Origin of the sequence: Vreelandella profundi (assembly GCF_019722725.1) — a bacterium.
GTDB classification, from domain to species: domain Bacteria; phylum Pseudomonadota; class Gammaproteobacteria; order Pseudomonadales; family Halomonadaceae; genus Vreelandella; species Vreelandella profundi.
On sequence record NZ_CP077941.1, the window covers coordinates 1748621 to 1774704 of the forward strand.

At 54.2% G+C, this 26084-nt stretch carries 21 protein-coding genes; 12 read left to right on the forward strand and 9 right to left on the reverse strand.

The window, feature by feature from the left end; translation table 11 throughout:
* Positions 1–24 precede the first annotated feature (24 nt).
* From KUO20_RS08060 to KUO20_RS08075, 4 genes are read left to right on the forward strand one after another with little or no spacing between them, the layout of a single operon-like run.
* Entirely contained in the window at positions 25–1989 is a 1965-nt protein-coding gene (locus KUO20_RS08060) for an extracellular solute-binding protein (RefSeq protein ID WP_235042336.1), read from the forward strand.
* A 49-nt stretch (positions 1990–2038) separates the two neighbouring features.
* Positions 2039–3112: a microcin C ABC transporter permease YejB gene (locus KUO20_RS08065; RefSeq protein ID WP_235042337.1), complete on the forward strand. Its 1074-nt coding sequence runs from the start codon at positions 2039–2041 to the stop codon at positions 3110–3112.
* Between the two features lie 2 nt (positions 3113–3114).
* Positions 3115–4191, forward strand: coding sequence for an ABC transporter permease (locus KUO20_RS08070; protein ID WP_235042338.1), 1077 nt, complete (start codon positions 3115–3117; stop codon positions 4189–4191).
* The gene (locus tag KUO20_RS08075; RefSeq protein ID WP_235042339.1) at positions 4184–5770 is read left to right on the forward strand and encodes an ABC transporter ATP-binding protein; all 1587 of its coding nucleotides are present in this window, start codon (positions 4184–4186) and stop codon (positions 5768–5770) included. Before KUO20_RS08070 ends, KUO20_RS08075 begins: the two co-directional genes overlap by 8 nt.
* Positions 5771–6004: 234 nt before the next feature.
* Here KUO20_RS08075 and KUO20_RS08080 read toward each other — a convergent pair whose 3' ends face one another.
* Together KUO20_RS08080 and KUO20_RS08085 are read right to left on the reverse strand one after the other, a co-directional pair.
* Positions 6005–6709 carry a pseudouridine synthase gene (locus KUO20_RS08080; protein WP_235042448.1) on the reverse strand — a complete coding sequence of 235 codons (705 nt, stop codon included), beginning with the start codon at positions 6707–6709 and terminating at the stop codon, positions 6005–6007.
* Positions 6709–7524: an amidohydrolase gene (locus tag KUO20_RS08085; protein WP_235042340.1), complete on the reverse strand. Its 816-nt coding sequence runs from the start codon at positions 7522–7524 to the stop codon at positions 6709–6711. The genes KUO20_RS08080 and KUO20_RS08085 overlap by 1 nt, the downstream gene beginning before the upstream one ends.
* A gap of 70 nt (positions 7525–7594) precedes the next feature.
* On the opposite strand from KUO20_RS08085, the gene rarD reads away from it, so the two are divergent.
* The 8 genes from rarD to KUO20_RS08125 all read left to right on the forward strand — a co-directional run bounded on the left by rarD (position 7595) and on the right by KUO20_RS08125 (position 18410).
* Positions 7595–8503 carry an EamA family transporter RarD gene (gene rarD, locus KUO20_RS08090; RefSeq protein WP_235042341.1) on the forward strand — a complete coding sequence of 303 codons (909 nt, stop codon included), beginning with the start codon at positions 7595–7597 and terminating at the stop codon, positions 8501–8503.
* Positions 8504–8584: 81 nt separating this feature from the next.
* Positions 8585–10285 (forward strand): SulP family inorganic anion transporter, encoded by a 1701-nt coding sequence (locus KUO20_RS08095; protein ID WP_235042342.1) that lies wholly within the window; start codon positions 8585–8587, stop codon positions 10283–10285.
* A 238-nt stretch (positions 10286–10523) separates the two neighbouring features.
* Positions 10524–11687: a TAXI family TRAP transporter solute-binding subunit gene (locus tag KUO20_RS08100; RefSeq protein ID WP_235042343.1), complete on the forward strand. Its 1164-nt coding sequence runs from the start codon at positions 10524–10526 to the stop codon at positions 11685–11687.
* A gap of 71 nt (positions 11688–11758) precedes the next feature.
* Positions 11759–13768, forward strand: a complete 2010-nt coding sequence (locus KUO20_RS08105) for a TRAP transporter permease (RefSeq protein ID WP_235042344.1) — start codon at positions 11759–11761, stop codon at positions 13766–13768.
* A gap of 82 nt (positions 13769–13850) precedes the next feature.
* Complete coding sequence (locus KUO20_RS08110; protein WP_235042345.1) at positions 13851–15302, forward strand: enoyl-CoA hydratase/isomerase family protein; 1452 nt, start codon at positions 13851–13853, stop codon at positions 15300–15302.
* Complete coding sequence (locus tag KUO20_RS08115) at positions 15299–16492, forward strand: acyl-CoA dehydrogenase family protein (protein WP_235042346.1); 1194 nt, start codon at positions 15299–15301, stop codon at positions 16490–16492. The genes KUO20_RS08110 and KUO20_RS08115 overlap by 4 nt, the downstream gene beginning before the upstream one ends.
* 10 nt (positions 16493–16502) lie before the next feature.
* The gene (locus KUO20_RS08120; RefSeq protein ID WP_235042347.1) at positions 16503–17621 is read left to right on the forward strand and encodes an acyl-CoA dehydrogenase family protein; all 1119 of its coding nucleotides are present in this window, start codon (positions 16503–16505) and stop codon (positions 17619–17621) included.
* A 9-nt stretch (positions 17622–17630) separates the two neighbouring features.
* Positions 17631–18410, forward strand: a complete 780-nt coding sequence (locus tag KUO20_RS08125) for an enoyl-CoA hydratase/isomerase family protein (RefSeq protein WP_235042348.1) — start codon at positions 17631–17633, stop codon at positions 18408–18410.
* Here KUO20_RS08125 and KUO20_RS08130 read toward each other — a convergent pair.
* The 7 genes from KUO20_RS08130 to KUO20_RS08160 all read right to left on the reverse strand — a co-directional run bounded on the left by KUO20_RS08130 (position 18392) and on the right by KUO20_RS08160 (position 25901).
* Positions 18392–19351, reverse strand: coding sequence for an NAD(P)H-dependent flavin oxidoreductase (locus KUO20_RS08130; RefSeq protein WP_235042349.1), 960 nt, complete (start codon positions 19349–19351; stop codon positions 18392–18394). The two genes, KUO20_RS08125 and KUO20_RS08130, sit on opposite strands and share 19 nt — an antisense overlap.
* 85 nt (positions 19352–19436) lie before the next feature.
* Entirely contained in the window at positions 19437–20363 is a 927-nt protein-coding gene (locus tag KUO20_RS08135) for an electron transfer flavoprotein subunit alpha/FixB family protein (protein WP_235042071.1), read from the reverse strand.
* A 40-nt stretch (positions 20364–20403) separates the two neighbouring features.
* On the reverse strand, positions 20404–21153 hold the full coding sequence (locus KUO20_RS08140) for an electron transfer flavoprotein subunit beta/FixA family protein (RefSeq protein WP_235042350.1): 750 nt from the start codon (positions 21151–21153) through the stop codon (positions 20404–20406).
* A 137-nt stretch (positions 21154–21290) separates the two neighbouring features.
* Positions 21291–22679 (reverse strand): hypothetical protein, encoded by a 1389-nt coding sequence (locus KUO20_RS08145; protein WP_235042351.1) that lies wholly within the window; start codon positions 22677–22679, stop codon positions 21291–21293.
* The gene (locus KUO20_RS08150) at positions 22676–23152 is read right to left on the reverse strand and encodes a PaaI family thioesterase (RefSeq protein ID WP_235042352.1); all 477 of its coding nucleotides are present in this window, start codon (positions 23150–23152) and stop codon (positions 22676–22678) included. Before KUO20_RS08150 ends, KUO20_RS08145 begins: the two co-directional genes overlap by 4 nt.
* Complete coding sequence (locus KUO20_RS08155; protein WP_235042353.1) at positions 23149–24750, reverse strand: class I adenylate-forming enzyme family protein; 1602 nt, start codon at positions 24748–24750, stop codon at positions 23149–23151. Before KUO20_RS08155 ends, KUO20_RS08150 begins: the two co-directional genes overlap by 4 nt.
* On the reverse strand, positions 24750–25901 hold the full coding sequence (locus KUO20_RS08160; protein ID WP_235042354.1) for an acyl-CoA dehydrogenase family protein: 1152 nt from the start codon (positions 25899–25901) through the stop codon (positions 24750–24752). The genes KUO20_RS08155 and KUO20_RS08160 overlap by 1 nt, the downstream gene beginning before the upstream one ends.
* Positions 25902–26084 lie beyond the last annotated feature (183 nt).

The following is a 26084-nucleotide window of genomic DNA, read 5'->3' on the forward strand; positions in this document are numbered from 1 at the left end:
CTTTTTTCACATAGGAAATCACCAATGCCGCGTGGTGTATTTTTTGCGAAAACGTTGCTATTCGCCAGCTGCTTACTTTTCAACGCATCGGCGCTCGCGACCGAGCAAGCGCTTGATACCCAGGCGCCCTCCTACGTTGATAAAAACAGCGTTGAAAGAAACAGCATTGATAGAAATAGCGTTGTCGGTGATTTAAATACTGACGAAAACAACGTGGTGCCGGTGGAAACAGTTCATGGGCTATCGCTTTATGATAGCCCCGAACTCCCCGAGGACTTTGCCTACTTTCCCCATGTCAATCCCCAGGCTCCCAAAGGTGGCACGATTACGCATACCGCAGTAGGCGGAAGCTTCGACTCCACTAATCCGTTTATTATCCGAGGCACTCCCGCCAGCGGCATTTCGCAAATTTACGACACCCTGATGGCCAGTAATCCCGGCGAGCCGTTTAGTCTTTACGGCCTGCTTGCAGAAGGGGTACGCCTTGATCCTGATCGGCACTGGATTGAGTTTGACCTGCGCCCAGAAGCACGTTTTCAAGATGGCGAGCCCGTCACCGCGTACGACGTTGTTTTCACGCTTAACCTGCTGCGTGAAAAAGGCAATCCGTTTTACGCCAGCTACTATGCAGGGGTGGCCGACGTTATCGCTCTCAACGAGCATCAGGTGCGCTTTACCTTCAACGACACCGAATCTAGAGAGCTGCCATTAATCGTTGCCCAGCTGCCCATACTGCCCCGCCACTATTGGGATCAGCACGAATTTACGTCGCCGACACTCGTGGCGCATCCTGGCTCCGGCCCTTATCGTATTAGTGAAGTGGATCCAGGTCGTCGGATTACGTTTCAGCGCGATGAGAACTACTGGGGTAAAGATTTACCGGTCAACGTTGGGCGTTACAACATTGATCGCATCGTTTATGACTATTACCGCGACCGCGACATTGCCTGGGAAGCATTTAAGGCCGGGCTAACCGACTTTCGTGAGGACGCACGCGCTGCCACCTGGGCCATTGGCTACGACTTCCCTGCGTATGAAGAAGGCTTGGTGAAGCGCCTAACCGTGCCTGACGTCAACCCTTCGATGATGCAGGCATTTGTATTCAACCTGCGCAAACAGAAATTCCAGGATCCCCGGGTACGTGAAGCACTAAGCCTGACTTTCGATTTCCCTTGGCTGAATACCAATATTTTCTACGGTGCTTACCAGCGCACGGAAAGTTTTTTCCAGAATTCAGAGATGGAAGCCACCGGCTTTCCTTCCGAAGAGGAGCTCGCATTGCTAGAGCCCCTGCGTGAAGAACTTGAATTCTCACTTCAATCTGACCGCTTATTCACTGAACCATTGCCGATTGATACACCCACTGACTTGCGTGAACGTCTTCGCTTAGCACTTTCGCTGCTACGTGAGGCAGGTTACGCGGTAGAAGACGGCGTGCTGGTTAATCAACAAACGGGGGAGCCTTTAAGTCTGGAAGTGCTGCTCTACGACTCGGGTCTTGAACGCGTTGTGCAGCCTATGTTGCGCAACATGGCCCGCCTTGGTGTACAAACATCTCTGCGTATCGTTGATATCAATCAGTATTTAAACCGACAGCGCAATTATGACTATGACATAGTGATTAGCCATTTCCCTCAGTCTAATAATCCCGGCAATGAGCAGCGCGACTATTGGACCAGCGCCGCCGCAGAGGCTCCGCAAAGCCGTAACCGCATGTCACTCGCCAGTCCGGCGATAGATTCGCTGGTGGAAACGTTGATTCGCGCTGACGGACGCGCAGAGCTTGATACCGCCACGCGCGCACTCGACCGTGTATTGCGCTGGGGATTTTACGTTATTCCCCACTATCATTCCGGCGAAAAGCGCATTGCGGTGTGGGATAAATTTGGCTATCGCGAACCCTTCCCTGCCTACGGGATGGATCTGGATGCATGGTGGGTCGACTCCGATCGTGAAGCAGAACTGCAGCGCCGCCATCGCCGCCGCTGAACCCGGCTTAATAGCAACGGCTTATTGTCAAAAATTCGTGGAGTGATCTGTGGCCCGCTATACCCTTCGCCGACTGCTGCTGATGATCCCAACCCTGTTGGGGATCATGCTACTCAATTTTATGATTGTTCAAGCGGCGCCGGGCGGGCCAATTGATCAAATGTTAGCGCGCTTTGAGGGCGCTGACGCCATGGCCAGCACCCGTTTAGATATGGGCGGTGCGGACGTGCAGATTAACGACGACTCCCGCGGCGCACGCGGCATTGATCCACGTTTTATCGAACAGTTAGAACAGCAGTTCGGTTTTGACAAGCCCGCGCATGAACGCTTTATCGGTATGATGGCGGACTACCTTAGCCTTGATTTTGGCACTAGCTTCTTTCGTGATCGACCCGTTATCGAGCTGATGATCGAGCGTCTTCCCGTATCTATCTCGCTTGGGCTTTGGACAACGTTGCTGGTGTATTTGATCTCCATTCCATTAGGCATTCAGAAAGCGCTGCGCCATGGCTCTCGCTTTGATGTCTGGTCATCGGGGCTCGTCATTGTCGGCTACGCCATTCCCGGCTTTTTGTTTGCGATCCTACTGATCGTCCTTTTTGCCGGCGGAACCTATTGGGATATTTTCCCGTTACGCGGCTTAACCTCACCGGACTTTGACCAGCTCTCGATGCTGGGCAAAGTGAAAGACTATTTCTGGCATATCACGCTTCCAGTCATCGCTGCCGCCATTGGCAGTTTCGCCACTCTCACGATGCTGACCAAAAACAGCTTCCTTGATGAGATACACAAACAGTATGTGATTACCGCTCGCGCGAAAGGCGCTGACGAACGTCGCGTGCTCTATGGGCATGTCTTTCGCAATGCCATGCTCATCATCATCGCGGGCCTGCCTTCAGCGATGATCGGCATTTTCTTCACCGGCGCACTATTGATCGAAGTCATCTTCTCGCTTGACGGTCTTGGGCTGCTTGGCTTTGAGGCGGTCATGCAGCGCGACTATCCGGTCATTTTCGGCACTCTGTTTCTGTACACCGTCATCGGGCTAATTCTCAAGCTGATTTCCGACTTGACCTACGTGTGGGTAGACCCACGTATCGATTTTTCAACCCGGGAGTCGTGATAATGGCCTTACTATCGTCACGCTTATCACCTATTACTCGCCGCCGCTTGGCCGCGTTTAAAGCCAACCGTCGTGCCCGCATTTCACTCTGGCTATTTGGCGCGTTATTTATCACCAGCCTATTTGCTGAGCTGATTTCCAACGATAAACCCATTGTCATGCACTACGAAGGTCAGTGGTACGTCCCCTTACTGGTGGACTATCCGGAAACCGAATTTGGTGGCTTTCTGCCTACGGGCACCGACTACCTAGACCCCTTCATTCAGCAGCAAATTGATGACAATGGCTGGGCGCTGTGGCCTGCGAACCCTTTCTCTTACCAAACGCTTGATATGTACATGACGCGACCATCGCCTGCAGCGCCGGACCGCCGACATCTGCTGGGAACCGATGACCAAGGCCGCGACGTGCTGGCACGCGTGATCTACGGATTTCGTCTTTCCGTTGCGTTTGCGCTTGTGCTCACCGCAGGGTCACTCATCATTAGCGTTTTTGCAGGCGGTGTGCAGGGCTACTTTGGCGGTAAAGTGGATTTGATCGGTCAGCGGGTGACTGAAATTTGGTCAGGTTTGCCGGTATTGTTCCTACTGATTATTTTAGCAAGCTTTGTGCAACCTGGATTCTGGTGGCTGCTGGGAATTATGCTGCTCTTTTCATGGTTGGGCTTGGTGGATATTGTGCGCGCAGAGTTCCTGCGGGCGCGCAATCTGGAGTACGTACGCGCGGCTAAAGCCATGGGACTTCCATCGCGCTTAATCATGTGGCGCCACGTGCTGCCTAACGCGATGGTCGCGACGCTTACCTTTATTCCCTTTTTATTCACCGGCGCCATTGGCACTCTGACAGCGCTGGATTTCCTTGGGTTTGGCCTGCCGCCGGGCGCTCCTTCACTAGGCGAGCTGGCGGCACAGGGTAAAAATAACCTGCATGCGCCTTGGCTGGGTATTACCGCGTTTATGACGCTCGCAATCATGCTTTCACTGTTGGTATTTATTGGTGAAGGGCTGCGTGATGCGTTTGATCCTCGTCACGTGCAACAGCGCCCAGTCGGCCCTGCCCAGGAGACACAGCATGTCTAATAACCCGCTCCTGCGCCTTGAAAACATAGATATCGCTTTTGATGGCCACCAAGTGGTTCACTCGCTGTCGCTCACCCTTAACGCGGGTGAAACCTTGGCCATCGTTGGCGAATCCGGCTCGGGCAAATCGGTGTCTGCGCTAGGCATCGCCAATTTACTGCCCAGCAATGCCACGATTCACGGCGAGCGCTGGCTGGGAGAAACAAATCTTGCCGGCTTAACGCCAAGCCAGTGGAACGGCATTCGCGGCAATCAGGTTGGGTTTATCTTTCAAGAGCCAATGACCTCGCTTAATCCTCTTCATCGCGTTGGCAAGCAGATCGGTGAGGCTCTGCGCCTACATCAAGGCCTCAGCGGCCAAGCGGCCCGTCAGCGTAGCAAAGTGCTCCTTGAGCAAGTCAAGCTACCGCGCCCCGACGAGCTGCTGGATGCTTGGCCCCATCAGCTTTCAGGCGGCCAGCGTCAGCGCGTGATGATTGCCATGGCCATCGCCAACAATCCATCACTTCTGATAGCCGACGAGCCCACCACCGCTCTGGATGTGACGGTGCAGCAGGAGATCCTCGCCCTGCTGCGCGAACTTCGCGATCACCACGGAATGGGCATGCTGTTTATCAGCCATGACTTAAACCTAGTACGCCGTCATGCTGATCGCATCTGCGTCATGTATCAGGGCCGTATACAAGAAATAGGGTCCGTTGAGCAGGTCTTTGAGCACCCGCAAAGTGATTACTCCAAGGCGCTGCTGGCAGCTGAGCCAGAAGGCAGGCCGCAGGCCGTTAAGCAAGCGGCCCCGCTACTCACCGCTCGAAAGCTCAGCGTCAGTTTTAAGCGCGCTAAAACCGGCTTATTTAAACCACAGCGCCCCGATTTTGTGGCCGTTCACCCGACTGACTTTCATATCGCACCAGGAGAAACGTTAGGCATTGTGGGTGAGTCGGGTTCAGGTAAAACCACGCTGGCATCAGCGGTTATGCGCCTAGTCACAAGTCAAGGCGAGATCATCCTTGGCAACGATGAATTAAGCAGTCTAAGCGGCAACGCATTGCGGCGTCATCGCCACCGCCTGCAGATGGTGTTCCAAGATCCTTATGGCGCGCTCTCGCCAAGGATGCCGGTATTTGACATTGTGAGTGAGGGGCTTCGCTTTCACTACCCTCACTTGAGCGATACAGAGGTCAATCAGCGGGTTAATCAAACCCTTCGTGAGGTAGGATTACCGGAAAGCTGTGCTGCTCGCTATCCGCATGAGTTTTCCGGTGGCCAGCGCCAGCGCATTGCTGTGGCCAGAGCGATTATTTTAGAACCAGAGCTTTTAGTGCTTGATGAACCAACGTCAGCGTTAGACCGAACCGTCCAAAAACAGCTAGTGACACTGCTGCGCGACCTGCAGGCTCGCCGCCAATTGAGCTATCTATTTATTAGCCACGATTTAGCCGTTATCCGCGCCATGGCCCACCGCATTATGGTGCTTAAAGATGGGGAAGTGGTTGAGCAAGGTGATTGCCTGGATGTGCTTGCATCCCCACAGCACGCTTATACTCAGGCGTTGATTTCAGCGGCTCATTTAACAAGCTAAGATAATAAATTAACCGACGTAAAGCAGGCTCCTCTCACGCCAAGAAGAAATGCCTGCCAACCCGCTCAACGGTTTTTTGCACTTTTTCTACAATTGCGCAAGATAACGGTATAAATATGTATGTTAGTAGCAAGCATAGAAAAGCCGCGACACTGGCAAGTGGCGCGGCTTAAAAAAAATTGTCATCTAGAACGTAAAGCTAAAACGTCATATTCGTCAGTAAAAAAGCTCTACTTAAAAACTGGCAATTTCGGCTTCAGTTAATTCGCGCCACTCGCCTGGGGCCAGATTCTCGTCCAACGCCACATCACCGATTGAGCTACGATGCAGTGAATTCACGTGATTCCCCAATGCAGCAAACATGCGCTTCACTTGGTGGTAGCGTCCTTCGGTAATGGTGAGTTCGGCTTGGGTTGGCGAAAGGAAGCGCAGTAAAGCCGGCTGGGTCAGCGTTTCCTCACCATCAAGCATCAAGCCATCAGCAACTTGGCTAATCGCCCACTCCGCGGCTGAGCCTTCCATCGGCTCGGCCAGCTCGGCGATATACACTTTGGCGCAGCGGTGACGTGGTGACGTAACGCGGTGCGACCAGTGGCCGTCATCGGTTAGCAGCAGCAAACCGGTGGTATCTACATCTAAACGCCCTACTGGCTGCAAGCGCTCTACTTTGGGGAGATCGATCAGGTCTATTACCCGCGGATACAGTCCACGGCGAGCGTTACATTCAACGTCCACTGGCTTATGCAGCATAATATAACGAATGCCAACTAGCGCCAGCCGTTCGCCGTTAAGTACGACAACATCGTTATCCGTATCAATCTGGGTCGCCGACTGTTTAATAGGCTCACCATTTAAGGTGACTTCACCATTTTTCAGCGCTCGCTTGGCTAGGCTGCGGGTTAACGGAGAGGTTTCACTTAAAAATCGATCAAGGCGCATCATTGACCCACTCCTGGCAGCAGCTCAAAACGATCGGCATCTTGCCAAGCAGGGAATTTTTCACGAAAAGCATCAAGGGTAGTTTTATCCAACGTGCCCGTTTCTATAAACGGGGTATGGGCGGGGTGATCAATTAGCGGTTCGCCTTTGAAGTCGACCAATAAGGAATCGCCGCTATAGGCAAGCCCCTTAGCATCTTCTCCAACGCGATTGACACCAATGACATAGCTCAAATTTTCTACCGCCCGGGCTTGCAGCAGCGTACGCCAAGGATGGCGACGCGGCGCTGGCCAGTTAGCGACACAGAGAAGCGCATCATACTCGAAATGCTCACCTTCTGCTGGCTGCTGTCGCATCCAAACCGGAAAGCGCAAATCGTAGCAAACGCTTAGCAGCAGCTTAAACCCCTTTAGCTTAACAATAGTGCGCTCTGACCCCATGCCATAGCGTTCATGCTCACCGGCCATACGAAATAGGTGCCGCTTATCGTAATAAGCGATTTCTCCATCAGGCGTCGCCCAAATCAAACGGTTAAAATAAGCCCCCTGCTCTTCAATCGCCACACTGCCTGTCATCACACATTGGCGCGCTTTCGCTTGAGCCTGCAGCCACGCAATGCTGCTGCTTTCCGCCATTGGCTGGGCCATTTCACGCGAGTTCATGGTGAAACCGGTGGCAAACATTTCTGGCAAAACAATCAGATCCGTATCACGACTGTCCAGCTCGCCCAGTAGCTGTTCAAGATGCGCATGATTGGCCTGGGGATCTTCCCAACGTAAATCACACTGCACCAAACTGGTTCTTAGCTCGCTCATTCAACACCTCCATTGCCAGTGTTATTTCAAAGTTTATGCTAGATTAGCATCTTTAAATAATGAGGCTGCTATGCTTCCTACATCAACACGTGATCCTGAAGCAGTCAAAGGCGTTATGTTTGGGCTCTCCGCCTACGCAATGTGGGGATGTTTCCCATTATTTTTTGCCTTATTTGACGGTGTTCCCGCCTTTGAAATATTAATTCACCGCATCATTTGGGCATGCTTCTTTTTAGTCGGCCTCATCACCGTTTTACGTCGCTGGTCCCCGGTTGTCGCCGCGCTTAGCGAGCCTAAACGCTTGGGCCGCGTGTTGGCCTGCGCGCTATTGATTGCCTTGAACTGGGGGATTTATATCTATGCAGTGGAATCCAAGCAGGTACTGCAGGCAAGTTTGGGCTACTTTCTGACACCGCTGGTTAACGTTGCGCTGGGTGTTTTAGTGCTGCGAGAAGTGATGGCTAAACTTCAGCTGGTCGCACTGGGCTTGGCCAGCGCAGCGATTGCCGCGCAGTTTATAATGCTGGGCGAACTGCCTTGGATTAGCCTGATGCTGGCGCTAAGTTTTGGCAGCTACGGTTTGTTTCGCAAACAGGTGCCGCTGGACGGTTTATCGGGGCTGTTTGTCGAGACGCTGCTGCTCTTCCCCTTGGCGCTTATCGCATTAACGTGGCTTAGCTGGAACGGCAGCTCACATTTTTTACAAAATGCCTCATCTACCAGCCTGCTCATTGCCAGCGGCGCCTTGACCGCGCTTCCCCTAATGGCCTTTGCAGGTGCCGCACGCCGATTGCGCTTAGCGACGCTGGGTTTTCTAATGTATATCAATCCTAGCATCCAGTTCCTGATCGCCTTAACCGTGTTCGGTGAGTCCTTAAGCGTTATCCAACTAGCTACCTTTGTGCTTATCTGGATAGGGCTCGCGCTTTATTCATGGTCTGCATGGCAATCACGCCTGAGCAACGTGGCAGCTAGTTAAAACTATTGAATATAAGCGCTGCAACAGAATGAAATATCACTTACCCTTAATCCTCTGCCACATCTACTACGCCTGGAATCCATGCTAAAGCGCTATTTGCCCATTCTGACGTGGCTGCCTCATTATCATAAGCGCCTATTGGGGGCTGACGTGTTAGCGGGGTTGATCGTCACCGTGATGGTTATCCCTCAATCGCTCGCCTATGCGCTATTAGCGGGGCTACCCGCAGTCGTTGGTCTTTACGCCAGCATTCTGCCGCAGCTAATTTATACGCTGTTTGGTACCAGCAAAACGCTTGCGGTTGGCCCGGTCGCTATCATTGCGCTGATGACCGGGGCGGCGCTCTCTTCGGTGGCGGCAACTGGCACGGAGACGTATTTACAGGCCGCGCTGATACTGTCACTGCTTTCAGGCGGCATGCTGATGGTGATGGGTCTGCTGAAAATGGGTTTTTTCAGTAATTTTCTTAGCCATCCGGTTATCTCAGGGTTTTTAACCGCTTCGGGCATTTTGATTGCAGTGAGTCAGCTGGGCAGTTTACTGGGTGTCGAAAGTAGCGGATTCACGCTAGTTGAGCGCCTTGTCACCTTAGTACCCAACCTGGCTACCTATGATTTATTTACCTTACTAATCGGTAGTGGCACCTTAATTTTTTTGGTTGCTATGCGCCGTCGCGGTAAATCCACTCTACATAAAATCGGTTTTCCACTTTTCCTGGCAGATCTTTGCGCCAAAGCAGGGCCAGTATTTGCAGTGGTGATTACCACCTTAATAACGTGGTATTGGCAATTAGCCGATGCGGGCGTGGCGGTGGTGGGCGATATTCCCAGTGGGTTGCCCGCACTCAGCTTTCCCTGGGGCGACTATTCACTCTGGCGCTCGCTGTTAATCCCAGCGCTGCTGATTAGCTTAGTGGGCTTTGTTGAATCGGTGTCCATGGGTCAAATGTTGGCGGCTAAGCGGCGCCAGCGTATTTCACCTAATCAAGAGCTAGTCGGCTTAGGTGCCAGCAATCTTGCCGCTGGTTTTTCAAGCGGCATGCCGGTTACCGGCGGCCTATCACGGACAGTGATTAACTACGACGCAGGCGCGCAAACACCCGCAGCCGGTGCCTTTGCAGCGCTAGGCATTGCGTTAGTAACGATGTCGTTTACCGGCTGGCTCTATTACTTGCCTATCGCGACCCTGGCGGCGACGATTACCGTCTCAATTTTGACACTCGTCGACATCCCTATGCTGCGCCAAACTTGGCGCTATTCACGCAGCGATTTTGCCGCCATTGCAGTCACCATTGTGCTTACGCTGGTTGAAGGCGTCGAAGCAGGTATCATCAGCGGCGTCACGCTTTCAATTGCGCTTTTTTTATACCGTACCAGCCGCCCGCACAGCGCTTTAGTGGGCCGAGTGCCGGGTACCGAGCACTTTAGAAATACCGCGCGCCACGATGTAGAAACGGCTAGCAATGCAGCCCTGCTGCGTATAGATGAGAGTCTTTATTTCGCCAATGCCCGCTATTTGGAAGATACCGTTTATAACTTAGTAGCTAGTCATCCTGAGCTTGAGCACGTGGTATTGATCTGTTCAGCGGTTAATTTGATCGATGCCTCGGCGCTAGAAAGCCTGGATGCTATCAACGCTCGCTTAAAAGACTCTGACGTAAAGCTGCATTTGTCTGAAGTGAAAGGGCCTGTCATGGATCAGCTCAAAAAAAGTGACTTTTTAGAAGCGCTTACCGGGAGGGTTTTTTTGAGCACCTACGCCGCTTGGCGCGAATTCTCCTAGTTAGCTAACGCCATCACGTTTTTGAAAATCATTTCATTGAAAAACCAGGCCATCGCCTGGTTTTTTTATGCCTGCCTGTTCGCCGCCAGATCACCTAACGAGAACGTCATTGACAGCAGCCTAGCGGCTTCTCTACTATCAGCCGACCACTTAGCAAAATACAATACCGCATAGCAAAACTTAAAGTAACTAAACGTAACCACTACCGTCTTCAAAACCACAATAAAGGAGCATTCCAATGCGTCCATTTGCTCATCGCCTACTCCTCGCCACATTACCTTTATCACTGCTGGGTGCTGCGGTAAGCCATGCCAGTGACATTGAGCTGCCTAGCACCATGGCGTGGACCGCCTACGGCACCAATTCCAGCGGCTACGCTCAAGCCGTCGCAATCGGTAATATGCTGCAGAATAAATACGACTCATCGGTACGTATCCTGCCTGGTGACAACGACGTATCACGCATGACACCCCTTAAGCAGGGGCGCGTTGATCTTTGTGCCTGTGGTATCGCCAGCTACTACGGCGCTGAAGGCGTGATGATGTTTGCCGACCGCGACTGGGGCCCTCAGCCGCTGCGTATCATCACCACCTCAACAGCGTCTTTTGGGCTTTCCCTTGCGGTCGCCGGTGATTTAGACGTCGAAACGCCAGCTGATTTGGCAGGTAAACGCATCGCTTATATCCGGGGTGATGACGCCTTAAATAAAGGCACAGAAGCTTATTTGGCCTTCGGTGGTCTTACCTGGGATGACGTTGAGCGCGTTGACTACCCCGGCTACGGGCGCTCATTTGACGGCATTATCGCCGGCGATGTGGATGCCTCATTTACCACCACGGTGACCCCGCCAGCACAGCAGCTCGCCAGCAGCCCGCGCGGTATCAGTTGGCCGGTGCTAGATCCCAACGATGCAGCGGGCTGGGAGCGCATGGCAGAAGTCGCGCCCTATTTTCGCCCTCATGAAGTGACCTCCGGCGCTGGCGACATTAGCGTCGACAATCCGCTGCCCAGCGCAAGCTACCCCTATCCAATCGTGGTTGCTAATCAAGACCTGGATGACAAGGTTGCCTATGGACTGATTAAAGCCATGCAGGAAAATTTTGATGACTACAAAGACAATGCTCCAGGCGCTTTGGGCTATGCCTTAGAGTCGCAAGATCTTCAGTGGGTAGTGCCGTTCCACGATGCGGTAGTGGAGTATTACAAAGAAGTCGATGTATGGACGGATGAAATGCAGGCCCACCAAGACGAGCTGGTAGAGCGCCAAAATGTTCTATTAACGGCCTGGGAAAGCTTTATGGAAAATTCGCCCAGCGATGATGCCGACGCATTTACGGCTGATTGGATGCAGGCTCGCGCCAGCGCATTAAATGAAGCTGGCTTCGAACCTATCTTCGAGTAAAAACGCCACGGGGCGGCGCTCGCCGCCCTTTGCTGATTGACGGATCTTTCCATAACCATAGATACCTCGCCATGACTACAGATACCGCACCTGCGAATACTCAGCAGGTTAAAGAAAAGATCAGCCAAATTCGTCAGCTCCCCGTCGCGCTGCGATGGGTTCCCGCCTCCGTTACCGTCATTTTAATGCTGATGACGTTAGATTATCTTTTTAACCTGGGCTTATTTACCTTTGTCACCGGCCTTGAAACGCAATTCTATTACGCTGTTGTCGCGCTGCTACTTCCGCTGGTATTTTTACTTTGGCCGATGCGTAGCAGCCAGCAAGAACAGCCGATTCCTTGGTACGACTATCTTTTAAGCGCAAGCACGCTGATCGTTGGCGGCTACTTTGTGTATAACGCGGTACCTATTTTGGAACGTGGCTGGGCCTTCGACGCACCCGATATGGCCATCTATGCAAGCTACGCTTACTGGCTATTAATCGTTGAAGCCTCTCGTCGGGCGGGTGGTTTACCGATTGCGATTATTGCCGGCGTATTCTCACTTTACCCCTTAGTAGCCGACATCGTCCCCGGCCCCATTCAAGCCTTTCCCTCGACGCTAGAACAAACGGCCATGTATCACACCATGAGTACCGAAAGCATCATGGGTGTACCGCTGCAAGCCTTTGCGGGGCTGGTGATTGGCTTTTTAGTGTTTGGCGTGGTGTTACAAAAAAGTGGCGGCGGCAAGTTTTTCATCAACCTTGCCTTTGCCCTGCTCGGCCACGTGCGCGGCGGCCCTGCCAAAGTCGCCATTTTCTCAAGCGGCCTGATGGGCTCTATGAGCGGCAGCGTTATTAGCAACGTGCTTACCACCGGGGTTTTATCAATTCCCGCCATGCGCCGCATTGGTATGAGCCGCTCATTTGCAGGCGGCGTCGAAGCCTGTGCCTCCACGGGCGGTGTATTAATGCCCCCAGTGATGGGCGCCACCGCGTTTGTAATGGCCATGTTTCTCGATATTCCCTATTCGGCCGTTGCGCTAGCCGCGGTAATACCCTCGGTGCTTTATTTTTTAGGCCTGTTTATTCAAATTGATGCCTACGCCGCGCGCCACGATATTAAAGGTCTGCCTGCCATAGAATTGCCCTCACTTAAGCAAACGCTGAAAGAAGGCTGGTACTTTATTTTCGTCTTCGCCTTACTGGTATGGATGCTGCTGATTATGCAGCGCGAAGCCGTCGCACCGTTTTACGCTACTGCCCTTTTGTTAGTACTCAATCAGCTTTCTAAGCACAACCGCTGGGGCTGGAAAGACGTAGCAGACACGCTGACATCCGCCGCTAAGCTATTTGCCGAACTAATCGCCATTTTAGCGGGTGTGGGTATGCTGGTCGGTGCGCTTTCGATGACCGGCCTTTCAGGCACGATTGCTAACGACTTTATCAACATTGCCGGTGGCAGCGTCCCACTACTGTTAATCATGGGCGCAGTGACCAGCTTCGTGCTCGGTATTGGCATGACGGTGACCGCTGCATACATCTTCCTTGCGGTAGCGCTGGCACCTGCCTTGATCCAAGGCGGCGGGTTGGATCCGATGGCCGTCCACATGTTCATACTTTACTGGGGCATGCTGAGCTTTATCACCCCGCCGGTAGCGCTGGGCGCGTTTGCTGCAGCCACCGTTGCCGGCGCACGGCCGATGGCCACTGGCCTTCAAGCAATGCGTTTGGGTAGCGTGATTTACTTTATCCCGTTCCTGTTCGTGCTGAACCCGGCGCTGATTATGCAGGGCGCGCCGCTCATGATTGTGGTGGTATTTGTGCAGGCGGTGATTGGCATCATTTTATTTGCCTCTGCGATGCAGGGCTATCTGATGGGCGTTGGTCGGCTGGGCTATGGCGCATTCCAGGAGATCATAATACGCAGCCTGGTATTAATCGCAGGCCTGCTACTAGCGCTACCCGGCGGTGGAATGGTGCCACTTAGCCAGTGGGAGCTAATTGCTCTGGCAGCAGCGGCCCTAGTGCCTGGCGTATTGCTGGCACGCCTGAGCCAGCGTCACCATCAGCGGTCACATAGCGCGTCAGTCATATAGTGTTGGCATCGACAATATTCGTTAAATGCCCCTTTTGGATAGGTCATTATCCATGCCATCAAATACAGTACGGGAGCCAGCCATGTCTGTTCATTATCAGCGCTACGGCGATATTGGCGTTATCCAAATCGACAGCCCGCCGGTTAATGCCCTAGGTCATGCGGTGCGCAGTGGCTTAATCAATGCGCTTGAAGAAGGTATTGCCGATACACACACGAGCGCGTTGGTGCTGTTAGCTAACGGCCGTACGTTTATCGCCGGTGCGGACATTCGCGAGTTTGGTAAACCGCCCCAGGCACCGCTACTGCCCGATGTTGTTTCCCAGCTGGAAGCCTGCCCCAAACCGTTGATTGCCTCTCTGCACGGTACAGCGCTTGGCGGCGGCCTGGAAGTTGCGCTTGGGTGCCATTACCGAGTCGCGCTAGCCGATACGCGTGTGGGGCTACCTGAGGTAAAGCTTGGCCTACTTCCGGGCGCAGGTGGCACGCAGCGTTTGCCTCGCTTGGTGGGTGTCGAGCGTGCACTAGAAATGATCACCAGCGGGCGCTTTGTAGGTGCTGAAGAAGCGCTTGAAGCGGGTATTATTGATGCCATTAGCGATGCTCCAACGCCACTTGAGGCAGGATTAGCCGTGGCGAAAAAAGTGTTAAACGCAGAGCAGGCATGTCGTATCACCGGCGAGCTCCCCCCGCCTGCGGCTAATGCCCAAGCCATAGCCGCCACGCTTGAGCACCTAACTCAGTCATCGCCAGCGCTTTTTTCGCCATTTCGCATTGTTGAAGCGATTGAAGCCTGCGTAACGGCGCAGTCGCTTCAAGCCGGGCTTCGCCGTGAGCGAGAGCTATTTTTAGCCTGCATGGACTCCCCCCAGCGCGCGGGGCTTATCCATCTCTTTTTTGCCGCGCGCAGCCCGCACGTGGTGCCTGATGCTGAAAAAAACAGCGCCGTTAGCTTAAGCAAATATAACAATGTGGCGCTTCTTGGCCAGCATCCGCTGTTTGAGAAACTCAAAAAAGCCGCTCAGCGGGCCGGCATTATCCTGACAAGCAAGCCCACCAATGTAACGGAGCTGTGCTTATTAGCACCGGGTGCGCATATAGGTGAAGGCAGCGTTTCACCTGGCGGCATACCCGTTATTGCACTGCACGAGGTCGATACTCCAGGGTGCAGTGAGGCAACGCTAAGTCTGATCATCGTTGCAAACAGCGACATCGTTGAGCTGGCCAATATTAGCGCTGAGCCACTGATCCAGCAGCAGGCAGCGCTTACCTTGAAAGCACTGCGTATCAACGTGGTGGTAAGCCAGCAGCGTAGCTTACTTAATGCAATGCACGATGCCATGCAGCAGGTTTCAGCTGATGAGCAACAGTCAGCGCTTGAAAAAATAAGTATCAGTATTGCTGAACAGGGCTTCTGCTATCGCGAAAGCGATATCGATTTACTGGCCGTAGAAGCGCTGGGCTATCCACGCCACTTAGGCGGGCCACATCGCCAAGCAACGCTCGCAGCCGCGGCCAAGGACGCACAAAAATGAATCTGACCTTTAGTCCTGAAGAACAGGTCTTTCGTACTGAGGTGCGCCGCTTTCTTAGCGATTCATTACCCGGCGATATCCGCGAGCGCGTTCGCTTAGGACGCTATCTACGTGCGGACGATCATCTTCGCTGGCAAAACATTCTCAGCGAACAAGGCTGGCTGGCATCGAACTGGCCAACAGAACACGGCGGCCCCGGCTGGGGTCCGGTTCAGCGGCATATTTTTGATGAAGAGTGCGCCGCTGCTCATGCACCTACCGTCGTGCCCTTTGGGGTTAACATGGTGGCGCCAGTCATCATGAAATTCGGTACCGCTGAACAGCAACAGCACTATTTGCCGCGTATTCTTAACAATCAAGACTGGTGGTGCCAGGGATATTCCGAGCCGGGCGCTGGTTCTGATTTGGCGAGTTTAACGACCCGTGCAGTGCGCGACGGCGAGCACTACATCGTCAATGGCCAAAAAACGTGGACCACCCTGGGCCAGCACGCCAACATGCTGTTCTGTTTAGTGCGCACTGACTCGGCGGCTAAAAAGCAGGCGGGCATCAGCTTTCTACTGATTGATATGCAAACCCCAGGCATCTCCGTGCGCCCGATTATAACGCTCGACGGTGCCCACGAAGTGAATGAAGTGTTTTTAGACAATGTCCGCGTACCGGTCGAAAACCGCGTGGGTGAAGAAGGCCAAGGGTGGACCTGTGCCAAGTTTTTACTGACTCATGAGCGCACCGGTATCGCAGGGCTTGGCCACGCTAAGCAGGCCTTACGCCATTTGAAATCACTTGCTAGTCGTATTGAGCACCGTGGTAAACCGCTGCTGACGCTACCCAGCTTTCGCCAGCGGGTCGTAAAAGCCGAGCTTGAACTCATGGCGCTTGAAGTGACTAACCTGCGCGTGATTGCCGCTGCCCGCAATGGCAGCGCACCCGGGGCGGAAAGCTCGCTGTTAAAAGTACGCGGGTCTGAGCTTCGCCAAGAGCTAAGCGAACTAACCCGCCGCGCACTTGGCCCTGCCGCCCTGCCATTTTTCCCTGAGTTTCTACATGGCGAAGCCAGTCTAGATGAAGGTTTAGCTCAACGTGCAGCCGCCAGCGCTCAGTATTTTAATCGCCGCAAGCTATCGATTTATGGCGGCGCCAACGAAATACAAAAAACGATCGTCGCTAAAACTATTTTAGGCATGTGAGGAGCGCAGCATGGATTTTGCTTTAACCGATGAACAGCGCATGCTCGAAGAGACGCTCACGCGCCTAGTCGCCGACCAGGTTTCGCCCGAGCAGCGCCGCACGCTGCTTAATGCAGCCGGTACAGAGACATCCGCGCTATGGCGTACGTTTGCTGAACTGGGCATTCTTCACATGCCCTTTAGCGAAGACGTTGGCGGACTAGGCGGCGATGGCACCGACCTGATGATTATCATGCAGGCGCTGGGCCGCGGGCTGGTGCCCGAGCCTTATCTCGCAGGCCTGTTGCTCCCCGGTGAGCTCTTAGCGCTTACCGCCAACAGCGCGCAGCAGCTGCGCTGGTTAACACCGCTGCTAGAAGGTGAACATCAGCTGGCGCTTGCCTGGCAAGAGCATCATGCTCGTTACGATGCCTTTGCCGTTTCTACTCAGGCGATCCAACGTAACGGCCAGTGGCTATTAACGGGCAGAAAGGACGTCGTACTGAACCTTAAAGCCGCGGCGGCGACGCTGGTTACGGCACGTGTCGAGAGCGGTAAACTAGGGCTATTCATAGTCCCCGCTGGCACTGCCGGTAGCACGACGCATCACTACCGCACCATGGATGATCAGTCCGCCGGGGATTTAACGCTGGAAAACGTTACGCTAGCACTAGACAACTGCTTGAGTGAGGACGTCAGTAACGCGCTTTCCGAGGTGTTGGCTATTGGCCGAGCGGCGCTGTGTGCCGAGGCTATCGGTGCCATGGAAACAGCCTGCGATCAGACGCTGGCCTATATTAAAGAACGAAAGCAGTTTGGCTTGCCGCTAGCAGCCTTCCAAGCATTGCAACATCGTATGGTGGATATGCATCTGCACTTAGAGCAGTCTCGCTCGATGGCTATTTTGGCAGCGACTAGCCTGACGCTACCTCCCCACGAGCGCGATTATAAAATCGCGGCGGCCAAGGCATATTGCGGCGAGTCAGCTCGTTTTATTGCCGAGCAGGCCATTCAGCTTCACGGTGCCATGGGTATGACGGATGAGTGCTATGTCTCCAACTACGCCAAGCATCTGGTCATGTTCGACCACTACCTGGGTGACAGCGACTATCATCTAGAAACGGTCAGCGAACGTTTAGAGGTCGCTTAAGGAGCATAGATGCCAAATCAAACTGACGACTTAATTCATATCAGCACTATCGAAAATGGCGTTGTAGAAGTCACCATTGCGCGTCCAGAAGTGCGCAATGCGTTAAATGAACCCACCGCTCTGGCCCTTAATAACGCGCTGGCAGCAGTAGCAAAGGATGCTCAAATTCGCTGCGTGATTTTACGCGGCGAAGGAAGTTCTTTTTGCGCCGGTGCTGACCTGGCAGAGTTTGAAAAGGCAGCCTCGCAGCCAGCCAGCGAACGGCTTGAAACACTCTTTCTGCCCGCCCTGCGCTGCCTGATGACGATGGATAAACCGGTAATTGCAGCAGTCACGGGCGCCGCGGCGGGCATTGGCGTTTCCTATGTTCTCGCCAGCGACATGGTCGTTATGGGACGTTCCGCCTACCTGAAACTTGCTTTTATCAACATAGGATTGATTCCAGACGGTGGCGCCTGCTGGCATTTAGTGCGTACGCTTGGCCATGCCCAGGCGTTTGAAATGGCCGCCCTTGCCACACCCATTTCGGCTGAGCGCTGCCTGGCGCTGGGTCTGGCTAACCGGATAAGCGACGATGACCAGGTACTCGAAGAGGCTCGCCGCTTAGCGCAGATGCTAGTGGCGCAATCCCCCCAAGCCTTGAGCGCCACTAAGCGTGCACTCCGTGAAGCGGCGCAGGTCTCGCTTAATGACACCATGACCCTTGAAGGTGAACTTCAGGATCAATGCAAAGCTTCTGACGATTTTCAGGCCCGGGTGGCAGCGTTTCGTCAAAGCCGCCGCAAATGATCCAGCGCTTTCTGGTAATCATGGCGCAGCGTGGCGACTTCTTCGGCTACGCTGCGAAGCGACGTAATCGCGCCAACGCCCTGCCCTGCGCCCCAAATATCCCGCCATGCTTTTGCCTTACTGCTACCGTCAGAGCCGTAGCGCATTGCGGCTTTATCGCCCTCTGGCAGCGTATCGGGATCAAGGCCTGCCAGCTCAATACTGGCGCGCAAATAGTTACCGTGCACGCCGGTAAACAGGTTGGTATAGACGATGTCTCCTGCCGCAGCATCGAGCACCATTTGCTTATAAGCCGCTTGCGCGTTGGCTTCTTGAGTGGCAATAAAGCGGGTTCCCATATACACCAAGTCCACGCCAAGCGCCCTAGCAGCCGCAATCTGCTCGCCTTTAGTAATCGCGCCTGCGAGCACCAGCGGCCCGTCGTAAAAACGGCGCACTTCAGCCACAAAGGCAAAAGGATTAAGGCTCCCTGCATGGCCGCCTGCGCCGTGGCATACCAAAATTAAGCCGTCGACACCGGCATCGATGGCTTTTCGCGCGTGTCGCAGCGTAGTCACATCGTGGAACACCAGGCCGCCGTACGCATGCACCTGCTCAACCACCCGGTTAGGCGCATGCAGGCTAGTAATAACCAGCGGCACCTTAAACTCGGCGCACAGCGCTACGTCGTGTTCCAGACGATCATTAGTGGGATGGACGATTTGATTAACGGCAAATGGCGCCGACGGACTTTCAGGGTGCTGCTTGTCATAGTCAGCTAAGGTCTGCGTAATATGACTCAGCCACTCTCGGAGTACGTTTGCCGGGCGCGCATTGAGTGCGGGGAACGCGCCGACAATACCTGCCTGACACTGAGCAATGACCAGCTCTGGCCCTGAAACGATAAACATCGGGGAGCCGATCACCGGCAGAGTTAACGAAGCGGTTAGGCGCGATAGCATGGAACGGCTCACTGGTTATTATTTTAAGGGGTATCAATAGCGCAAAAAGGCCCCGCGCAGGGACCCTTATGCATGGCTCGAACGATTACAGCTTACTCTCAAGCTCAGGCAGAATCTCGAACAGGTCACCGACCAGGCCGTAATCGGCCACTTGGAAGATCGGCGCTTCGTCGTCTTTGTTGATCGCGACGATCACCTTAGAGTCTTTCATGCCCGCCAAGTGCTGAATAGCGCCAGAAATACCCACCGCAATGTACAAATCCGGGGCGACAATCTTGCCCGTTTGACCGACCTGCATGTCGTTAGGCACAAAGCCTGCGTCAACCGCGGCGCGAGACGCACCAATGGCAGCACCTAGCTTGTCGGCAATGCCGTCGAGCAGCTTGAAGTTCTCGCCGTTGCCCATACCACGGCCGCCAGAGATCACGACCTTGGCGCCGCCTAGCTCGGGGCGGTCGGACGCCGCCAGCTCTTCTTTGACAAAGCGGGACTGGCTGTTTTCCACAACAATGTCGACCGCTTCTACCGGGGCGTTGTTACCTTCGCCCACCGCATCAAAGCCGGTGGTACGCACGGTCATCACTTTAAGCGCATCGTCGCTTTTTACCGTGGCAATGGCGTTACCGGCATAAATCGGGCGCTTGAAGGTATCAGCGCTTTCGACGGCGATAATGTCAGAAAGCTGGCTGACGTCTTTTAACGCGGCTAGGCGTGGCAGCACGTTTTTACCGGTGGTGGAGGCGCTGGCGAGGACATGAGTGTAATCACCGGCCAGTTCAACCAGCAGCGCGCTCATGGGCTCGGCTAGCTGATGGGCGTAAACGGCATTGTCGGCTACGCGCACTTTGCTCACGCCATCCAGCTTAGCGGCAGAGTCAGCGGCGGCTTGAACGCCTTCGCCGGCAACCAGAACATCAATATCACCACCAATGGCTTTAGCAGCCGCTACAACGTGAGCGGTGGCCCCGGCCAGTTGGCCTTCGTGAAGATCAGCAAGTACCAGAATGCTCATGGAATTAGCTCCTTTCAAAGCCTGTTGTTAATGTACTTTGTTAAAGCACTTTGGCTTCGTTTTTTAGTTTGTCGACCAGCTCGTCTACCGAGGCAACTTTGACGCCGCCTTTGCGCTCAGCGGGCGACTCTACTTTGAGCAGGCTGACCTTGGAGGCCACCTCAACGCCGTAGTCGGCGGGGGTTTTAACATCCAGCGGCTTTTTCTTGGCCTTCATGATATCGGGCAGCTTGGCGTAGCGGGGCTCGTTGAGACGCAGGTCGGTGGTAACGATCGCAGGTAACGTCAGGGCGATAGTTTGCAGACCGCCGTCGATTTCGCGGGTGACGTTAACGCTGTCGCCGTCGACCGCCACTTCAGAGGCGAACGTACCTTGGGGCAAGCCGGTCAATGCGGCGAGCATTTGGCCGGTTTGGTTATTGTCGGTGTCAATCGCCTGCTTGCCGAGAATCATCAGGCCGGGCTGTTCTTCATCGACGACCTTGGCCAGCAGCTTGGCCACCGCCAGGGATTCCACGCGCTCGTTAGTTTCAATATGAATAGCGCGATCAGCGCCCAGCGCCAGCGCGGTACGCAGCTGCTCTTGGGCAGCTTTAGGGCCAACAGAGACGGCGATGACTTCCGTGGCCACGCCCTTCTCTTTCAGGCGCACCGCTTCTTCCACAGCAATTTCGCAGAAGGGGTTCATGGCCATTTTAACGTTCGTCAGATCAACGTCCGAGTGGTCCGCTTTAACGCGAATTTTGACGTTGTAGTCGATGACGCGTTTAACCGCGACGAGTACTTTCATAAGCGATGCTCCGAGCGATTAATCAATTAGCATATTTCGCACTGCAGAATGTTATTTCAATTTACAGCACGAACAGTAAAAAATTGGCCAGTAAAGGTCAAGCGCTATCCATTAGTGCTGCTAGATAGCGCGTCTACTTAAAAAGGCGACCAAGCAAACCACGCTGCCAGTAAAGGGATCGAGGCTATCAAAAACCGCCCATTCCAGCGATAGCCTATCTGCGTCGCGGGCACGCCAGTGAACCTTGATAAGATGAGCATGGAGGCCGTCATTGGCGAGGACATGAGCGCCAGCGCCCAGCCCACCATTAACGACGCGCCAATTAACGCAGGCGTTAGCCCTTCAATACCTAAGGTTGGCAGCAGGCCGACCAATAACGTTACCGTTACGATAGGATTAACGCCGACCTGGGCAAGCCCGACCACCATTAGCATACCCAGCACCGCGTTAAATGCCCCCCACTGGTTGAGCACCACCAGCAGCGGCGCTAATTGCTGGGTATCGACTAGCCCAACGCATAGATGCCCTAAATAGCCTGCAGCCCCTAGCACTACAATCTCATTGGCACTGGGTGACAGCAGCCAGGGCAGCTGGCGATGCACCGCGCTAAGCGCGGCAGGCAGGCCCGCGTAGCCAAGCTTTCGCCGCTGCCAGGCAAGCCAAAGCAATGCGCCGATGGGCGCACCCAATAGCGCCGCAATCGGTAAGCGCAGCGCTAATAGCCATGCAATCGTAAACACCAGCGCCACAATACCCATTAGCAGCACGCTAAACTGGGCCAGCGGGCGCAATGATGGCGTAGAAACTTGATGTCGATTAGCCGGTGGGTGCGGCCCGGTCAAAAAATCAACCGCCCACCCCGTTAAGAAAATTAGCACCGCCGCGCCCAATATATACGGCGCGAGCGCCAGCCAGCTAAGCTCGGGCAGGCTCGATAGCACCACGGCCACGCCGATACCCATAGGAGAAATCAGCGGAGCCAGTGAAAACCCACGCAGCAGCGCCAACATCATGCGCCGTTGACGCGCCTCTTGCACCCAGATACGCCCTTGGGCCGCACTCAGCGTATTGCTTTTTTCAATCATGGCGGCAAACAGATTGAGCACGCCGATATTAAGAATAATGCCAAACAGCGCTGAGCCGAGCGATAAAATCGGATAGCGACGGCTAGGCGGCTGAAGCAGCATGCTCTTACCACACCGGCGCACCAAGCGTGAACGGTACGCTGGCAGCCGTAGCATGCTCAACGCCACCACGAAGGTTGCGAAAAACGCAAAGCGACCGCTGGCTTCAAACAGCAATTGACCCGGCGTGGACGACCGCCAAAGCGCTAACGCAGTGAGCACGCCCGCGGCTAACAATAGCCCTTTTGCCATGCGCGTTAGCTGACCAGCAAGTGTCGACAAATAAAGCAGCAGGGCGGCAATGCCCACGGCCTGCCAAAAAAGGCTTCCGATCACTAGATGAAGCAGCGTTGCGAGAGTCACCACCAGCAAATAAGACACTCGCAGGCGGGCTGTGCTCACTCGACGGGCACGTTGGTCTGAGCTTGCAGCTCGTCGTCAGGCAGGCCTTGCGGCGATTCGCTGCCGCTACGACGACGAAATGATCCTTCACCCATGGCCACTAGGTTGCCAGCGGCATCAACGATATCACCGCTGGACATATAGGTTTTCTGCCCGCCTCCACGCAGCGTTCCCGTTGCCCGCAGCACGCCTTGCTTAGCCGGCCCTACAAACGTAGTCGTCAGTGAAAGCGTCATCCCACGGCGAATATTGCCCGGCACTTCGCAGTGCAAACCAGCCAGGCTTAAGGCGCTGTCTAACATTGAGGCCAACACGCCACCGTGAACATTGCCACTGCGGTTGAGATGCTTGGGCTCGATGGTGAGTTCAACCACGACGCGCCCCGACTGCCACGCCACCACGTGCATACCCAGTAGTTCGTGATAGCCCATTAGCGCCTGTTGAGGTGCTTTATCGCCGTGCGAATCACTCATGAGTCGCTCTCCTGCTGGGCCAAATCACGCAGTCTGCCCTTCAGAATTTTGCCGCTCGCGGTGGAAGGCAGAGTATCCATTAATACAATTTGAGTAGGACGTTTATAGGGCGCCAGCCGCTCGGCGATAAAGGCTTTGAGCTCTGCCATGTCAACATCAACGCCTGGCTCGCACTGCACGAACGCCACGACTTCTTCATTGCCGGCAATTTGGCGCCCCACGACGGCCGTTAAGGTAACCGCAGGGTGTTCGTTGATAACCGCTTCTACGTCCGGTGGGTAAATATTGAAGCCCGAGCGAATAATCAGCTCTTTGCTACGCCCTACAATATACAGCTGGTTTTCATCATCTAGCCGGGCAATATCACCCGTATTCAGCCAGCCGTCATCACTAAGCGTCACACGAGTTGCTTCGGGCTGACGAAAATAGCCTTTCATAATATTGGGGCCACGCACCCATAGCTCGCCGACCTCAACGTCGGGCTGCTCTGCCGTGCCGCTGTCGCTAAGCGGCTCAAGACGATACTCAAGTAAAGGTAGTACTCGGCCAGCGGTGCTATTGGCGTGGCTATCATCTATGCGCGTTTGGCTAATCGTCGGGCTCGCTTCGGTTAAGCCGTAGCCGTTGTGCAGCGTCTGACCAAACACGGCTTCCACGCGCCCCTTGGTATCGCTATCAAGAGGCGAACCACCGGCGGAGATATAAATCAACGCGGGGGCGTCTAACTGGCGCTGCTCACGCTTTAAAAACTCAAGCGCGCGGGAATACATGGCCGGCACGCCTTGGAGAACGGTAATGCGTTCCTGTTTAAGCGCTTCCAGCAGCTGAGCCGCATCAAAACGCGGCACGGTGTAGAGGCAGGCGCCGTTGTACAGCGACCCCATACACACTGAGGCAAGGCCGAAAACGTGTGAAATCGGCAGCACGCCGTACACTCGCTGCCCGTGACTTAAATGGCGCATGCCACCGGAAATCGAGGCGATATAAAGTATGCCGCGATGCGTCAGCATGACCCCTTTGGGCGTGCCTGTGGTACCCGAGGTGTAAATCATGGCAGCCACCTGCTCGGCGCCGCTCGCGCATACCGGTTCGGGCTCGCTTTCATACAGCGCTGAAATAGCCAGCCCGCCCAGCTGAGGATGCTGATAGCGATCAGCATTATGCCGATCGGCGTGCTGACAAGCTTCTGGCGAAGCATCGCAGGTATAAAACACCCGCCGCGGCTGGCAGTTGCCCTGAATAAGATCGATCTCCTGGGCTGAAAGGCGCGAATTGACAATGGCTACCCATACATTCAACTCGCTGGCGGCCAACAGTAGTACCACCAAAGCCCGACAGTTTTCACTCACCGTCATGATGCGATCGCCAGGGCGAATGCCCATCGCCGTTAACCAGTCACAGGCGGCATTGATCTCTTGGCCAAGCTCTGCATAGCTCCAGCGGACGTGACCATCCACAATCGCAGGCTGATCGCCAAAGCGCTGCGCATTTTCAAGCACGCGGGTACTGAGTCGTTCAGGAAGCTCTGCGATTAACTCGCTGGCAAGACGTCCAAAAATAGACTCGTCCGGCGCTTGATAGGAAACCGACAAAGCCATTAGGACGCCTCCCGCACCATATTACGAGCGATCACCAGCTGCTGAATTTGCGTCGTGCCTTCATAAATACGAAATAACCGCACATCACGATAAAAACGCTCCACCGCATACTCAGACATATAGCCCGCCCCACCATGAACCTGCACCGCGCGGTCAGCAACACGGCCTACCATTTCAGCACAGAACAGCTTGCAGCAAGAGGCCAGCGTAGAGACGTTTTCACCGTCATCCTTGCGCCGTGCAGCGTCCATTACCATGGCCTTACCTGCGTAGGCTTCCGTTTTGCTATCTGCCAGCATCGCTTGGATGAGCTGATGTTCAGAAAGCGCCGCGCCAAACTGCTTACGCTCCATGGTGTAACGCAGTGACTCTTCAACTAAACGATCAGCCACACCGACGCAGACGGCTGAAATATGCAGCCGACCGCGGTCGAGTACTTTCATGGCTGTTTTAAAACCCTGCCCCTCTTTTCCGCCGATAATATTTTCAGCAGGCACGCGGCAGTTATCAAAAATAATATCGCAGGTGTGAGCACCTTTTTGACCCATCTTATTATCCGCAGGCCCACGCACTAACCCTGGGGTATCGCCCTCAACAATAAACGCAGAAATACCCCCAGCGCCTTTATTATTAGGGTCTGTGCGCGCCATTACCGTAAACAGATCGGCCTCTGGGCCGTTCGTAATATAGCGCTTGGTACCATTCAAAATATAGTCATCGCCATCGCGCACGGCCGTGGTTCGCAGGCTCGCGGCATCAGAACCAGAGTCTGGCTCGGTAAGGCAAAAGGAACTCAGAATCTCGCCAGTGGCTAAGCGCGGCACGTATTTGGCTTTTTGCTCTTCGGTACCATCAATCAAAATACCCTGAGCACCAATACCGTTATTGGTACCAAACACCGAACGAAACGCTGGCGACGTTTTACCAATTTCCATTGCCACCAGGGCTTCTTCTTCCATCGTCAGACCCAGGCCGCCGTACTCTTCAGGAATAGACAGTCCGAAAAGCCCCATCTCTTTCATTTCGGCTAGAATCTCTGCGGGCACCGCGTCCTCTTCAGCTAGCCGCGCTTCATTAGGAATAAGGCGTTCGCGGACAAAGCGGGCGATGGAATCAACAAGCTGATTAATCAGTTCGGGATCACGGATCATGACGGCTCCAGGTGGCAAAAAATTGCTTATTATCGTTGGACATTAATGCTGACATTAGGCGTGGAGTTAATTAGTTTCGCCATGCAAAACTAGTGTCCACATTACTTGTCAGGCACTTTTGCATAGCCTAGGATATCAGTCAATAATTGAAACACTATTTTGCAATGCAGAATCACAGCGTTA